The organism is Rahnella sp. ChDrAdgB13 (genome assembly GCF_017655185.1).
Taxonomy (GTDB): Bacteria; Pseudomonadota; Gammaproteobacteria; order Enterobacterales; family Enterobacteriaceae; genus Rahnella; species Rahnella contaminans.
In genome coordinates this window covers 109,978-123,390 of sequence record NZ_JAEMGT010000031.1, presented here as the reverse complement: position 1 = coordinate 123,390, position 13,413 = coordinate 109,978, and the positions used below count along the sequence as shown (strand labels likewise).

At 53.3% G+C, this 13,413-nt stretch carries 13 protein-coding genes; 3 read left to right on the top strand and 10 right to left on the bottom strand.

Annotated elements, in window-relative coordinates; genetic code table 11:
* The first annotated feature begins 1 nt into the window (after position 1).
* Positions 2-631, top strand: a complete 630-nt coding sequence (gene yfcG / locus J8X26_RS10880) for a GSH-dependent disulfide bond oxidoreductase (protein ID WP_152324383.1) — start codon at positions 2-4, stop codon at positions 629-631.
* Positions 632-781: 150 nt separating this feature from the next.
* A complete protein-coding gene (locus tag J8X26_RS10875; RefSeq protein WP_208950893.1) occupies positions 782-1,678 on the top strand; it encodes a TIGR01777 family oxidoreductase in 897 nt (298 codons plus the stop codon).
* 92 nt (positions 1,679-1,770) lie between these two features.
* Here the strand turns inward: J8X26_RS10875 and J8X26_RS10870 are convergent, their stop codons facing one another.
* Positions 1,771-3,366, bottom strand: coding sequence for an ABC transporter substrate-binding protein (locus J8X26_RS10870; RefSeq protein WP_152324385.1), 1,596 nt, complete (start codon positions 3,364-3,366; stop codon positions 1,771-1,773).
* A gap of 159 nt (positions 3,367-3,525) precedes the next feature.
* On the opposite strand from J8X26_RS10870, the gene pepT reads away from it, so the two are divergent.
* Positions 3,526-4,758, top strand: a complete 1,233-nt coding sequence (gene pepT, locus J8X26_RS10865) for a peptidase T (protein ID WP_208950892.1) — start codon at positions 3,526-3,528, stop codon at positions 4,756-4,758.
* A gap of 72 nt (positions 4,759-4,830) precedes the next feature.
* On the opposite strand, the gene hisP is transcribed toward pepT, so the two are convergent.
* The 9 genes from hisP to folC all read right to left on the bottom strand — a co-directional run bounded on the left by hisP (position 4,831) and on the right by folC (position 13,339).
* Positions 4,831-5,604, bottom strand: a complete 774-nt coding sequence (gene hisP / locus J8X26_RS10860; RefSeq protein WP_152324387.1) for a histidine ABC transporter ATP-binding protein HisP — start codon at positions 5,602-5,604, stop codon at positions 4,831-4,833.
* 29 nt (positions 5,605-5,633) lie between these two features.
* Positions 5,634-6,350: an ABC transporter permease gene (locus tag J8X26_RS10855; protein WP_152324388.1), complete on the bottom strand. Its 717-nt coding sequence runs from the start codon at positions 6,348-6,350 to the stop codon at positions 5,634-5,636.
* Positions 6,347-7,033, bottom strand: coding sequence for a histidine ABC transporter permease HisQ (locus J8X26_RS10850; protein ID WP_152324389.1), 687 nt, complete (start codon positions 7,031-7,033; stop codon positions 6,347-6,349). The genes J8X26_RS10855 and J8X26_RS10850 overlap by 4 nt, the downstream gene beginning before the upstream one ends.
* Positions 7,034-7,138: 105 nt before the next feature.
* The gene (gene argT, locus J8X26_RS10845) at positions 7,139-7,921 is read right to left on the bottom strand and encodes a lysine/arginine/ornithine ABC transporter substrate-binding protein ArgT (protein WP_101076128.1); all 783 of its coding nucleotides are present in this window, start codon (positions 7,919-7,921) and stop codon (positions 7,139-7,141) included.
* A 322-nt stretch (positions 7,922-8,243) separates the two neighbouring features.
* Positions 8,244-8,816, bottom strand: coding sequence for a UbiX family flavin prenyltransferase (locus tag J8X26_RS10840; RefSeq protein WP_152324390.1), 573 nt, complete (start codon positions 8,814-8,816; stop codon positions 8,244-8,246).
* Between the two features lie 129 nt (positions 8,817-8,945).
* Positions 8,946-10,463: an amidophosphoribosyltransferase gene (gene purF / locus J8X26_RS10835; protein WP_152324391.1), complete on the bottom strand. Its 1,518-nt coding sequence runs from the start codon at positions 10,461-10,463 to the stop codon at positions 8,946-8,948.
* Positions 10,464-10,493: 30 nt separating this feature from the next.
* The gene (gene cvpA / locus J8X26_RS10830) at positions 10,494-10,985 is read right to left on the bottom strand and encodes a colicin V production protein (protein WP_104921249.1); all 492 of its coding nucleotides are present in this window, start codon (positions 10,983-10,985) and stop codon (positions 10,494-10,496) included.
* 271 nt (positions 10,986-11,256) lie between these two features.
* A complete protein-coding gene (gene dedD, locus J8X26_RS10825) occupies positions 11,257-12,063 on the bottom strand; it encodes a cell division protein DedD (RefSeq protein ID WP_208950891.1) in 807 nt (268 codons plus the stop codon).
* Complete coding sequence (gene folC / locus J8X26_RS10820) at positions 12,053-13,339, bottom strand: bifunctional tetrahydrofolate synthase/dihydrofolate synthase (protein ID WP_208950890.1); 1,287 nt, start codon at positions 13,337-13,339, stop codon at positions 12,053-12,055. Before folC ends, dedD begins: the two co-directional genes overlap by 11 nt.
* Between the last annotated feature and the right edge of the window lie 74 nt (positions 13,340-13,413).

Sequence of the window (13,413 nt, the reverse complement as noted above, 5' to 3'; positions counted from 1 at the left end):
TATGATCGATCTTTATTATGCACCAACACCTAATGGCCATAAAATTTCTCTTTTTCTTGAAGAGAGTGGCCTGCAATACCGGCTCCACCGCATTGATATCAGCGCCGGAGACCAGTTCAAACCTGAATTCCTCGCCCTATCCCCGAACAACAAAATCCCGGCCATTGTCGACAGCCAGCCTGTTGACGGCGGCGCGCCCGTCAGCGTTTTTGAATCCGGCGCCATTTTGCAGTATCTGGCAGAAAAAACCGGGAAATTCCTGAGCAAAGAGCTGCGCGAGCGCACATCCACGCTGGAATGGCTCTACTGGCAGGTGGCCGGATTTGGTCCGATGCTTGGCCAGAACCATCACTTCACGCATTACGCCCCGCAGCCGGTGCCTTACGCCATCGAACGTTTCCTTCAGGAAACCCGACGTCTGTACGGCGTTCTGAACCGCCAGCTGGAAAAAAACGCCTATATCGCCGGTGACCATTACAGCATTGCGGATATCGCCACGTATCCGTGGGTGGTGGCGCACGAGCGTCAGCGCGTTGATCTGGCTGAATACCCGGCCGTCCGCAACTGGTTTGAACGAGTTAAAGCGCGTCCGGCCACCCAAAAAGCCTACGCGCTGGCCTCTGTGCAATAAGCCCTCCCGCCTCCGGTATCTGCCGGAGGCGTTCTGATTTCCGCTGAATAAATAATTCCTAATTGTGCTCCATATCGCGCGTTAATGGTGATGACTCATCTATGATTAGAGACAGTTCATCCGCGTATTCAGACAGTTAAGGATCACGATATGAAGATCTTGATTACCGGCGCTACCGGGCTTATTGGCCGTAAACTCACGGAACGGCTTCTCGGGCAATCTCATCAGATTACTGCGCTAAGCCGTGCACCTGAACGTGCGGCAAAACTGCTGGGGCCACAGGTTCAGATCTGGGAAACCCTCGACGGCAAAACATCGCTGGACGGTTTTGACGCGGTAATTAATCTGGCGGGCGAGCCGATCGCCGACAAACGCTGGACGAAAGAGCATAAAGCCTTGCTGTGCGAAAGCCGCTGGCAGTTAACGGAAAAGCTGGCGACGCTGATCAACGCCAGCCAGACGCCGCCTTCGGTCTTCATTTCCGGCTCCGCCGTGGGTTATTACGGCGATCAGGGTCAGGCGCTGGTGCCGGAGGATGAACCGCCGAATAAGCAATTTACCTGGCAACTGTGCGCCCGCTGGGAAGCGCTCGCGCTGACTGCCGAAAGCCCGCGAACCCGCGTTTGTCTGCTGCGTACGGGTATCGTTCTGGCTGAAAAAGGCGGCGCGCTGGCCAAAATGGTGCTGCCTTTCCGCGCCGGTCTGGGCGGTCCGCTGGGCGATGGCCAGCAATATATGCCGTGGATCCATATCGATGACATGATTGATGGCATCATTTTCCTGCTGACGCACGAAACGCTCTCCGGCCCGTTCAATATGGCTTCGCCTTATCCTGCCCGCAATGAACAGTTCAGCGCCCTGCTCGGTGAAGTCCTGCACCGCCCGGCGTTTATGCGCGCGCCTGCGCCGGTAGTGCGCCTGCTGATGGGGGAATCCGCCGTACTGGTGCTGGGAGGCCAGCGGGCCGTGCCGCGCAGGCTGGAAGCAGCTGGATTTGTGTTTAAGCATCAGGAATTGAAAGAAGCCCTGGAGGATTTGCTGGGGTGATTGGGCAAGTCTTGCTCATGCATGTGAAGAAAAACCGTTTTGGCGTTGCTCCTCCCCCTGCAAAGGGGGAGGAGCAGACTACACGGATCGTTTTACTCCTTCACATCCACCTGATAAAAAACATGTTTCCCAAACGGGTCAATCTCATACCCACTCACTTCTTTCCTCACAGGTTCGAAAATCGTCGAGTGCGCGATCATCACCGCAGGAGCCTGATCATGCATCATCTGCTGAGCCTGCTCGTAGAGCGCGACACGCTTCGCATGGTCGGTGGTTTCCTTGGCTTCGGTAATCAGCTGGTCGAACGGCGGATAACACCATTTCGCGGAGTTTGAACCGCCTTTTGCTGCATTACAGGTAAACAGCGGGCCGAAGAAGTTATCCGGGTCGCCGTTGGCCGTTGTCCAGCCCATCAGCGCAGCCATATGTTCGCCGTTACGGATACGGGTCTGATATTCGCCCCACTCATAGCTGATGATGTGCGCTTTCACGCCAATCTTCGCCCAGTCAGCCTGAATCATCTCCGCCATGCGGCGCGCGTTCGGGTTGTACGGACGCTGAACCGGCATCGCCCACAGATCGATATCAAAACCGTTCGGCATCCCGGCTTCTGCCAGCAAGGCTTTGGCTTTCTCCGGCGAATAATCGTAATCCACCAGCTTATCGTTATAACTCCAGACACCCGTTGGCAGCAGCGTTTTGGCGACAGTTCCGGTGCCGTGGAAAACAGCGTCGATGATTTGCGGCTTATTGATCGCCATGCTCAGCGCCTGACGCACTTTCACATTATCAAGCGGTGGCTTCTGGGTGTTGAACGACAGGAAACCGGTGTTCAGGCCGGATTTGCTCATCAGATTAATATCTTTGTTGGCACGCAGACGATCAAGATCGGCCGGATTCGGGAACGGCATCACCTGACATTCGTTTTTCTCAAGCTTGGCCATGCGCATCGAGGCGTCCGGCGTGATGGTGTACACCAGACGATCGATTTTAGATTTGCCCTGCCAGTAATCCGGGAACGCTTTGTACAGCAGGCGCGTGTCTTTCTGATACTGCACCAGCTCAAACGGACCGGTGCCGATCGGGTTCTGATCCACCTTCTCCGGCGTACCGGCTTTCAGCATCTGATCGGCATATTCTGCCGAGAGGATAGACGCAAAATACCAGGCCAGATCGGCGACAAATGGCGCTTCCGGGCGGGTCAGATTGAAGCGCACGGTGTAATCATCCACCCTGTCAATACTGCCAATCAGATCACCCAATTTCAGGCTGTCGAAGTTCAGATACGTGCCGCCGGAGATTTTATGGTAAGGATTATTTTCGTCTTTCTGACGCATGAACGAGAAGATAACATCGTCAGCATTAAAGTCGCGGGTCGGCGTGAACAGTTTGCTGCTCTGGAATTTCACGCCTTTGCGCAGATGGAACGTGTAGGTTTTGCCGTCCGGGCTGACATCCCAGCTTTCCGCCAGGCTTGGCACCAGCTCCGTCGTGCCGGTTTTGAAATCCACCAGACGGTTGTAAATCGGCACGGCGCTGGCATCCACCGAGGTGCCCGAGGTGTAAAGTTGCGGGTTGAATTGCTCCGGCGAACCCTCAGAGCAGTAAACCAGCGTTTTCGCCGAAGCGCCGCCGGTGAGGGCTAATGCCAGTAAACCTGTGCTTATTTTTAAGATGTTGTGTTTCATTCTTTTCCCTATTTTCCCTGTCCGGAGAGTGTTTAGATCTTCTTCATCGTGGAACATAAAGCAAAAACAGATTAACATCTGGATAACACCTAGTAATGCTTTGTTATATATGAAAATCTTATAACAACACACCTTATTGGCGATCATTCAGAGGTCAAGATGTCGACACAAATCGCAAAACAGCTTACCGAACGTTTCTACCGCTATCTCTCCGTGACGTCACAAAGTGATGCCAGTGCGACTACGCTGCCGAGTACGCCGGGGCAGCATGATATGGCGCGTTTACTGGCCGATGAGCTGCACCAGCTCGGTCTGGAAAACATTCAGATTGACGAACACGCGACCGTTACTGCCGTTAAACCGGGCACGAAAAAAGGTGGCCCGCGCATCGGTTTCATTACGCATATTGATACCGTGGATGTCGGCCTGCGCCCTGACATTCACCCGCAAACGCTGCGTTTCACCGGCGATGATTTGTGTCTCAATAAAGAACAGGATATCTGGCTGCGACCTGCGGAAAGGCCTGAGATTTTACCGTATCTGGGCGAGGAGATTATTTTCAGTGATGGCACCAGCGTACTCGGCGCGGACAATAAAGCGGCCGTCACCGTGGTGATGACGCTGCTGGAAAACCTCGGCGCAGAGCAGGAATACGGCGATATCGTGGTAGCGTTTGTCCCTGATGAAGAGATCGGCCTGCGCGGCGCAAAAGCGCTGGATCTCGCCCGTTTTGACGTGGATTTCGCTTACACCATAGACTGCTGCGAGCTTGGCGAAGTGGTATACGAAAACTTCAACGCTGCTGCTGCTGAAATTACCTTTACCGGCGTCACCGCGCATCCGATGTCCGCCAAAGGCGTGCTGGTGAATCCGCTGCTGATGGCACAGGACTTCATCAGTCATTTCGACCGCGCTGAGACGCCGGAAAACACCGAAGGCCGCGAAGGTTATGTGTGGTTTAACGGCATGAGCGCCTCGCAGCAAGGGGCTAAGCTGAACGCGTCAATCCGCGACTTTGACAGCGCCAGTTTTGCTGCACGTAAGCAGAAAATTCACGACGTCGCGAAAGACATTGCCGCGCAATATCCGGCGGCAAAAGTGTCAGTTGAAATCAGCGATACCTACAGCAATATCAGCAGCGCCATCGGCGAAGACCGTCGTGCGATTGATTTGATTTTTGCGGGTCTTAAAGAGATTGGCGTTGAGCCGAAAGTGATCCCGATGCGCGGCGGTACCGACGGCGCAGCGCTGTCAGCGAAAGGTTTGCTGACGCCAAACTACTTCACCGGCGCGCATAATTTCCACTCGAAATATGAGTTCCTGCCGGTGAATTCGTTTGTGAAATCCTATGAACTGACCGTACAGCTTTGCCTGCTGGCTGCGAAAGGCTGATCCTGCTTTAGTTGAGAAAAACCCACACGCCATCCCAGCCTTCCCCTCGTAAGAGGGGAAGGAGCACGGATATCACTTCAATGCACCTGAAAGGAACTGTTGCAGACGGGCACTTTTCGGGTTGCCAAAGACTTCATCAGGATCACCCTGCTCTTCGATAACGCCCTGATGCAGGAAAATCACATGGCTGGAAACGTGACGGGCAAATTCCATTTCGTGTGTGACCACCACCATGGTTTTCCCCTCTTCCGCCAGTTTTTGCATGATGCGCAAGACTTCGCCTACCAGTTCAGGGTCAAGTGCTGACGTCGGTTCATCGAACAGCAGCACTTCCGGTTCCATCGCCAGTGCACGCGCGATAGACACGCGCTGTTGCTGTCCGCCTGACAGGTTTACCGGATATTTCCCCTGCGCACGGGCATCGATGCCCACTTTATCGAGGTATTTCACCGCACGTTCGCGCGCTTCGGCTTTGCTTAATCCCAGCACCTGAACCGGCGCTTCCATCACGTTTTCCAGCACCGTCATGTGGCTCCACAGGTTGAAATGCTGGAAGACCATCGTCAGTTTAGTACGCAGCAGTTGCAGCTGTTTTTTGTCGAAAACTTTCAGTTGCCCGTCGGTGTCGCGCACCATACGGATATCCTGATTATTGACGCTGATCGAACCTTCGCTCGGTTTTTCCAGGAAGTTAATGCAGCGCAAAAAGGTACTTTTCCCGGAACCGGACGAACCGATAATGCTGATGACATCGCCCGCATTCGCAGACAAAGACACGCCTTTCAGCACTTCGTGGTCACCGTAGCGTTTGTGTAAGTCGAGAACCGCTAATTTGTTTTCTGGCATAATATTTATATCCGCAATGGTTATTTTTATCAGTGGCTTGACTGAGGCTTCACGTGCGCCAGCCAGCGTTTTTCCGCCTTGCGGAACAGACCAATCAGGACAAAAGAAACACAAAGATAAATCACCGCCGCAATCCCGAATGCGTAAAAAGGCTGATAGGTCGCGGAGTTAATATCACGGGCGATTTTCAGCACATCCGGCACCGTGGCGGTAAAGGCCAGCGCGGTGGAATGCAGCATCAGAATCACTTCGTTACTGTACGCAGGCAGCGCGGTGCGCAGAGCCGACGGCAAAATAATGCAGGTATACAGTTTAAAGCGTGAGAAACCGTAAGCATTAGCCGCTTCAATTTCACCGTGCGGAACGGAGCGGATCGCGCCGGCAAAAATCTCGGTGGTGTACGCGCAGGTATTGAGCGTCAGCGCCAAAATCGTACAGTTCAGCCCGCTGCGGAAGAAAGCATTGAGGAAGTCTGTGCCACGCACAATTTCCAGGCTGTACATGCCGGAGTAAAACACCAGCAGCTGCACGTAAAGCGGTGTACCGCGAAAAACGTAGGTATAAAGCCAGATTGGATAGCGCAGGAATTTGTTGGAGGAAACGCGGCCAACCGCCATCGGCACCGCCAGTAATCCGCCCATCACGACGGAGCTTATTAACAGCCACAGCGTGATCGCCAGTCCGGTAAAACGGTAACCGTCGCTGTACAGCAAGGACATGCCGTATTGTTGTAAAATTTCGATCATAGGTCCGCCCTCTTCACACCCAGCGAATAACGGCGATCAAGCCAGACCAGCACGCCGTTCGACAGCGTGGTGAAAATCAGATAAACCACACCCGCGACAATCGCGAAGTAGAAAGGCTGATACGTGCCTTTGCCTGCCAGCTGCGTCGCTTTCACCACGTCATTCAGGCCAAGCAGGGACACCAGCGCGGTGGCTTTCAAAATAACCTGCCAGTTGTTGGCAATGCCGGGCAGCGCAAAACGCATCATGGCCGGGAATAAAATACGACGAAAAATCTGCGAGCCGCTGAAACCAAACGCCGTCGCGGCTTCAATCTGACCGCGGGGAACCGCCATAAAAGCACCGCGGAACGTCTCGGTAAAATAAGCGCCGTAAATAAAACCCAGGGTAATAATACCCGCGCTCATAGGATCGATATCAATCTGAGAAAAACCTAAGGATTCAGTCAGGCTGTTAAGCGCAATCTGCAATCCGTAGAAAATAAGCAACATTAAAACCAGGTCAGGGACGCCGCGAATAAGCGTGGTGTAACAACCAAAAATACCCGAAATAACCCGGCTTTTTGACAGTTTCCCGCCCGCCCCGATAAGCCCGATCACCAACGCTAAAATCACTGACGAAATCGCCAGCTCCAGTGTCACCAATGTGCCCTGGATAATTACCTGGGAATACCCATACAGCATGTATTTGTCCTGTCTTCAGTGGATCCCGGCGCAGGTTACGCTAACCCTGCGTCAGAACCGCAGGGAGCGGCGAACCGCTCCCTTTGGCACATCTCACAGCGCAAATCAGCCGCCGTAAACGTCAAAATCGAAGTATTTTTTGGCCAGTTTGTCGTAAGTGCCGTCTTTACGCATGCTGTCGAATGCTTTGTTTAGCGCAGCCTGCAAATCGGTTTCGTTCTTACGCAGACCCATGCCTGTGCCCACACCGAAGAATTTATCGTCTTTCACGGAAGGACCCGCGAACGCGTAATCTTTACCGGCAGCCTGTTTCAGGAAGCCTTCGCTGCCTGCCACTTCATCCTGGAAAGCCACATCCAGACGACCTGAGGCCAGATCAGCGTAGATCAGATCCTGGTTCTGGTAAGCCACCACGTTGATGCCTTTTGGCTGCCACATTGCGTTGGCATAGGCTTCCTGAGTAGAACCTTGCAGAACACCGACGTTTTTGCCTTTCAGCGCGTCCAGCGTTGGCAGAATTTTAGAACCTTTTGGCGCGATCAGACGGGCGTTAGCCGCGTACAGTTTTTCCGTGAAATCAATTTCCTGCTGACGTTTTTCAGTGATCGACAGGGAAGAGATAATCGCATCAATTTTCTTCGCTTTCAGAGAAGGGATCAGCGCATCAAAGTCACTTTCAACGTAAGTACATTTGATGGCTGCGCGTTTACACATCTCGTTAGCCAGGTCGATATCAAAACCTACCAGCTTGCCGCTGGAGTCTTTTGATTCAAATGGGGCGTAAGTCGGATCAGTACCGATATTAATTGCTTTAGGCGCGGCAGCAAATGCACTACCTGCACTGGCTAAGACCAGAACCAGCGGAAGAACCTTGAACAACTTTTTCATACATTAGCCTCAGTGATTATTCATCTGTTGTGGTTGTGTGTGCGTGAATGAACGTCTTTTTATAGTTTGCTGAACGGCGCAAATGGCTTTTTGCCAGGTTTTCTCATGCACGTTCCGTGCCGTTTCTCCGTAAGGTCATTTTCATCTCATGAAGAACGAAAACCGTTCAAAAAAGCATCGGGATAATGAAAGTTTTCAAAGGTCTGAAGGAAGAATAGCTGAAGCGCCCGTGAACACTGCACCTTAATGAATCAAATTGTGATCATTGTTGGTGCAATGTAACGGTATTGCGCAAAAGAGGTGCGTAACGCGGTGAGAAAGTTTAGTGACTGCCCTGCCATCGAACAAATAAGTCTTGCGGAAGCTCGATATCAAACTGGTCGATCACCCGGTTGACGGTCTGATCGATAATATCTTCCACGGTTGCCGGCCGGTGATAAAACGCCGGAACCGGCGGCATAATAATCGCGCCCAGCTCGGCGGCCTGCGTCATCAGCCGTAAATGCCCCAGATGCAGCGGGGTTTCACGCACGCAAAGTACAAGGCGTCGCCTTTCCTTGAGCACAACATCCGCCGCGCGCGTCAGTAAACCGTCGGTATAACTGTTCACAATGCCGGAAAGGGTTTTGACCGAACAAGGCAAAATCACCATGCCCGTGGTTTTAAATGAGCCGGAGGAGATACTGGCGGCGATATCGCGGGAATCATGCACGACGTCGGCCAGCGCCTGAACATCGCGCAGTGTCAGATCCGTTTCCAGCGTCAGCGTCTGGCGGGCGGCATTGCTCATCACCAGATGGGTTTCAATATCCGGTACGCTCTGCAAAACCTGCAAAAGCCTGACACCATAAATTGCGCCGCTGGCGCCGGAAATACCGACAATAAGTCGTTTCATGAACACTGCCTTAGAAAATGTTACCGGACCTGATGCCGCCAATACTGACATAAATTCAGACATAAAAAAACGCGCCCGCCCGGAGTTCACCGGAGGAGCGCGTTTAAGCGGATGTCAGCAACCGGCTAATCAGCCTTCGTTGTGCATCTCAAGGTTTTCCGCTTCCTGCTGACCACGCAACGCCTGAGCGTCGTCGTTGCGCAGCGCTTCGAGGTATTCCAGATAGTTCTGGTCAACGTCTTTGGTGACGTATACACCGTCGAACACGGAACATTCGAATTTCTCGATGTCGGTATTGTCTTCTTTCACTGCGGCGATAAGGTCGCTCAGGTCCTGGAAGATTAACGCATCGGCACCAATGATCTGGTTGATTTCGCTGACTTCGCGACCATGAGCAATCAGTTCATTTGCGCTTGGCATATCGATGCCGTAAACGTTCGGGAAACGAATTTCCGGCGCCGCAGAGGCCAGATAAACACGTCGTGCACCGGCTTCACGCGCCATCTCAACAATTTGCTGAGAGGTAGTGCCGCGCACGATGGAGTCATCGACCAGCAGCACATTTTTATCACGGAACTCAGCGCGGTTAGCGTTCAGTTTACGACGTACAGATTTACGGCGTTCCTGCTGGCCCGGCATGATAAAGGTACGGCCTACATAGCGGTTTTTCACAAAACCCTGACGGTACGGTTTATCCAGAATACGCGCGATTTCCAGCGCGATATCGCAGGAGGTTTCCGGGATCGGAATGACCACATCGATATCCAGATCTTCCCATTCACGGGCAATTTTTGCGCCCAGCTTTTCACCCATACGGACACGGGCGCTGTAGACGGAAATTTTGTCGATGAAGGAGTCCGGACGCGCGAAATACACATACTCGAACAGGCACGGATTGTACTGAGGATTCTCAGCACACATGCGGGTAAACAGCTGGCCTTTCTCGGTGATGTACACCGCTTCGCCCGGCGCGACGTCACGCAGGAACTCGAAGCCCAGCGTATCAAGCGCTACGCTTTCAGATGCGACCATATACTCGTTGCGGCCATCTTCCAGCGTACGTTTACCGATAACCAGCGGACGGATACCGTGCGGGTCGCGGAACGCCAGCATACCATGGCCGATGATCATCGCCACGCAGGCATAAGCACCACGAATTTTCAGGTTCACGGCAGCCACAGCGGCGAAAATGTTGTCGGCTTCCAGCGGGTAATGCTGGAAACGGTCCAGTTCACTCGCCAGGATATTGAGCAAGATTTCAGAATCGGAAGTCGTGTTCACATGACGGCGCTGGCCTTCGAACAGGTTGCTTCTTAATTCGTGAGCATTGGTCAGGTTACCGTTGTGGGCGAGTGTGATGCCGAACGGAGAGTTGACGTAAAAAGGTTGAGCTTCTGAGGCACTGGAACTGCCAGCCGTTGGATAGCGAACATGGCCGATACCCATGTTGCCTTGTAAGCGTTGCATATGGCGGGCTTCAAAAACATCTTTCACCAGGCCATTGGCTTTCCGTAAACGGAAATTGTTATTGGCATCGATGGTGGTGATGCCAGCAGCATCCTGCCCACGGTGTTGTAGCACCGTTAACGCGTCATAAATCGACTGGTTTACCGGCATGAAACCGGCGATACCGACAATACCGCACATGTTGTCTTTTCCTCTTCAGCGCTGCCAGAACTAAATATGTTTTGGCAAGAAACTCGACGTGCTCTGCAGGTAGTCAAAGAACCACCTGATGATATAACTGAACTGTGGGATCAACTGGGATTGTTTCCAGTCGTCACTTTGCGAAAAACTGGTGAAGGTATCCAGGAAGAACAGCATCGCGGAGACGATAAGTACGCCGCGCAGTGCGCCGAAGCACACACCTAACACCCTGTCAGTGCCGGACAACCCGGTTTTTTCAACCAGTGAACTGATCACATAGTTGACAATTGCACCTACGATCAACGTCGCGATGAACAAGATGGCAATTGCGATCCCGTTTCGAACTAACTCATCTTCGAAACGCGTGAAGTAGATGGCGAGATACGGGTAATAATGACTGGCTACAAAGAAGGCGCAAGCCCAGGTAACCAGTGATAAAGCCTCGCGAACAAAGCCACGGATTAAACTGACTAAAGCAGAAAATCCGATAACCGCAATGATGACGTAATCAATCCAGACCATTAACAATTCCAGTGTCTAATCCAGTCGCGTCTACCCCGGCATCCAAATCGCTGCGAATTCTAACAGAAAAAGAAAACGTTTGCGTAGCGGAAATCAGCCGGTCAGACAAATTAATAATAGCGATTAAAAAAACCTCAACCGCAGCATAAACCTATAAAATCCCAACCCGGCGATCTTATAGAAAAAGGGCACAAATCGCTTGTGCCCTCCCTGGTATTTTTTGTGTTTTTAGTGCCTTCCGGCCTCCCCGCTCTCACGGGGAACCGCAAGATTAGTGCGCCGAATAAGCGCGCACCTGTCCGCCTAACCCGCTGAGCTGTTGCAGCTGAGGGAGTGAAGCTTCCAGTTTTTGTTTTGACGCATCCGGGCCCACATAAAGCCGCGTGATTTGTCCCTGCACCGGCGTCGCCGGAACAGAATAAGCACGGAACCCGGAAAGCCGCAGAGTCGCAACAATCTCGGTCGCTTTCGCCGCATTTTTCAATGCGCCGAGCTGCACAACATAAGACTGACCCGCCGGCGCTTTTTCTTCCGGCGCAGGCTTAGGCTGTTCCACGGCTTTCGGTTGTTCAACCGGTTTCGGCTGTTCAGCGACGACCTTCGGTTGCTCGACCGGCTTCGGCTGTTCGACCGGTTTTGGTTTCACCACCGGTTTGGCTTCCGCCAGCGGTTTAGGTTCAATCGTTTTTGGCTTCTGCTGAACAGGTTTTGCTGGCGCCGTTTGCACCGGTTTCTTCTGCTCAGGCAGCGTCGTGACCGGCGGTGCTTCGACCGTCGTATTCCCCGGCGCTACGTTGCCATGATTTGCGGCATTGGTATTGGTTGCCGCACTGTCGATGTCCTGCGCACCGTTCATAGCCTGATTTGCGCCTTCCGGCGGCTGAGCGGGCAATGACTGCGTGACAGGCGGTACAGAATCCTGTTCCTCAACATCACCCGGTTTTGGCACCAATGGAATAGACGCAAATTCGTCTTCATAATGCTTTTTCTTGCCGTCGAGTAAACCGGGCAAAATGATAACGCCCAGCGCCACCAGAATGACCGTCCCGACCAGACGATTTTGAAACTTACTTGCCACTGTTTTTCCCCGTGTCGATAGCATCCATTACGTGAGCTACGGTGTGGAACGAACCGCAGACAATCACAATATCCTGAGGAGCCGCCTCCTGCATAGCCTGTCTCCAGGCAGACTCCACATCATCAAACCGGCGCGCCTGATTCAGGTGCGAGGCCAGTTCTTCAACGCTGGCGCCACGTGGCCCTTCCAGCGGTGCGCAATACCATTCATCCACCTGAGGCGAAAGACAAGCCAGCGTACCGGCAATATCTTTGTCTTTCAACATTCCCACCACCGCACGCACTTTCCCGCCATGGCGCGGCTGTTCAGCCAGGCGTCCGGCCAGATAAGCCGCGGCGTGCGGGTTGTGCGCGACGTCAAGGATCAGGCGTGGCGATTCACTGACCGTCTGGAAACGCCCCGGCAGCGCAGCACGCTGTAAGCCGCTGCGTAACGCCTCTTCAGGAATATCCAGCGCCGAATAATGCAACGCGGCCAGTGCCGTCGCGGCATTCGGCAGCGGAACATTCGGCAGCGGCAATCCGTCCAGTATGGTGACTTCTTCGCCATCCTGCAAAGCCGCCCAGCGCCAGTTTCCGGCGTTTGCCGCGAAATTCCAGCTCTCACCCCGGCGGTATAAATCTGCATGTTTCTCTTTTGCCACATTGGCAATAGATAGCGGCATATCCGGCTCACCGACTACGGCTGGTTTGCCTGAACGGAAAATACCGGCTTTCTCGCGGCCAATGCTCTCGCGATCTGAGCCGAGCCAGTCAGTATGATCCAGCGCGATGCTGGTGACGACCGATACGTCCGCATCAACGATATTGGTCGCATCCAGACGCCCGCCCAGCCCGACTTCGAGGATAACAATATCCAGCTTCGCCTGTTTGAACAGCTGTAACGCCGACAGCGTGCCGTACTCGAAATAGGTCAGGGAAATATCGCCCCGCCCGGCTTCCAGCAGCGCAAAAGAGGCACAGTGCGCAGACTCAGGCAACTCTGCGCCCTGAATACGGACGCGCTCGGTATAGCGGACAAGGTGCGGGGAACTGTAAACGCCCACACGGTAACCCGCGGCCATCAGAATGGCTTCCAGCGTCGCACAGGTGGTGCCTTTGCCGTTGGTTCCTGCGACGGTAAAGACGCGTGGCGCAGGTGTCAGCAAATCAAGTTTTGTCGCCACCGCTTTGACCCGGTCAAGGCCAAGCTCGATAGCCTGAGAATGGAGGTTTTCAAGATAATAAAGCCACGTGGCCAAAGGCGACGTGGCTTGAGGGATAAGTTGATTTTGCATGAGTCCCGTTCAACCTGAGTTAGGTTCACTTCGACACTACATCACCAGACTGTGATAGCAGGCAATGCCCTCTT

Bases quoted from the DNA above. Each gene is read 5' to 3' on its own strand.
- yfcG (WP_152324383.1), top strand. From the start codon at position 2: ATGATCGATCTTTATTATGCACCAACACCTAATGGCCATAAAATTTCT.
- J8X26_RS10875 (WP_208950893.1), top strand. From the start codon at position 782: ATGAAGATCTTGATTACCGGCGCTACCGGGCTTATTGGCCGTAAACTC.
- J8X26_RS10870 (WP_152324385.1), bottom strand. From the start codon at position 3,366: ATGAAACACAACATCTTAAAAATAAGCACAGGTTTACTGGCATTAGCC.
- pepT (WP_208950892.1), top strand. From the start codon at position 3,526: ATGTCGACACAAATCGCAAAACAGCTTACCGAACGTTTCTACCGCTAT.
- hisP (WP_152324387.1), bottom strand. From the start codon at position 5,604: ATGCCAGAAAACAAATTAGCGGTTCTCGACTTACACAAACGCTACGGT.
- J8X26_RS10855 (WP_152324388.1), bottom strand. From the start codon at position 6,350: ATGATCGAAATTTTACAACAATACGGCATGTCCTTGCTGTACAGCGAC.
- J8X26_RS10850 (WP_152324389.1), bottom strand. From the start codon at position 7,033: ATGCTGTATGGGTATTCCCAGGTAATTATCCAGGGCACATTGGTGACA.
- argT (WP_101076128.1), bottom strand. From the start codon at position 7,921: ATGAAAAAGTTGTTCAAGGTTCTTCCGCTGGTTCTGGTCTTAGCCAGT.
- J8X26_RS10840 (WP_152324390.1), bottom strand. From the start codon at position 8,816: ATGAAACGACTTATTGTCGGTATTTCCGGCGCCAGCGGCGCAATTTAT.
- purF (WP_152324391.1), bottom strand. From the start codon at position 10,463: ATGTGCGGTATTGTCGGTATCGCCGGTTTCATGCCGGTAAACCAGTCG.
- cvpA (WP_104921249.1), bottom strand. From the start codon at position 10,985: ATGGTCTGGATTGATTACGTCATCATTGCGGTTATCGGATTTTCTGCT.
- folC (WP_208950890.1), bottom strand. From the start codon at position 13,339: ATGCAAAATCAACTTATCCCTCAAGCCACGTCGCCTTTGGCCACGTGG.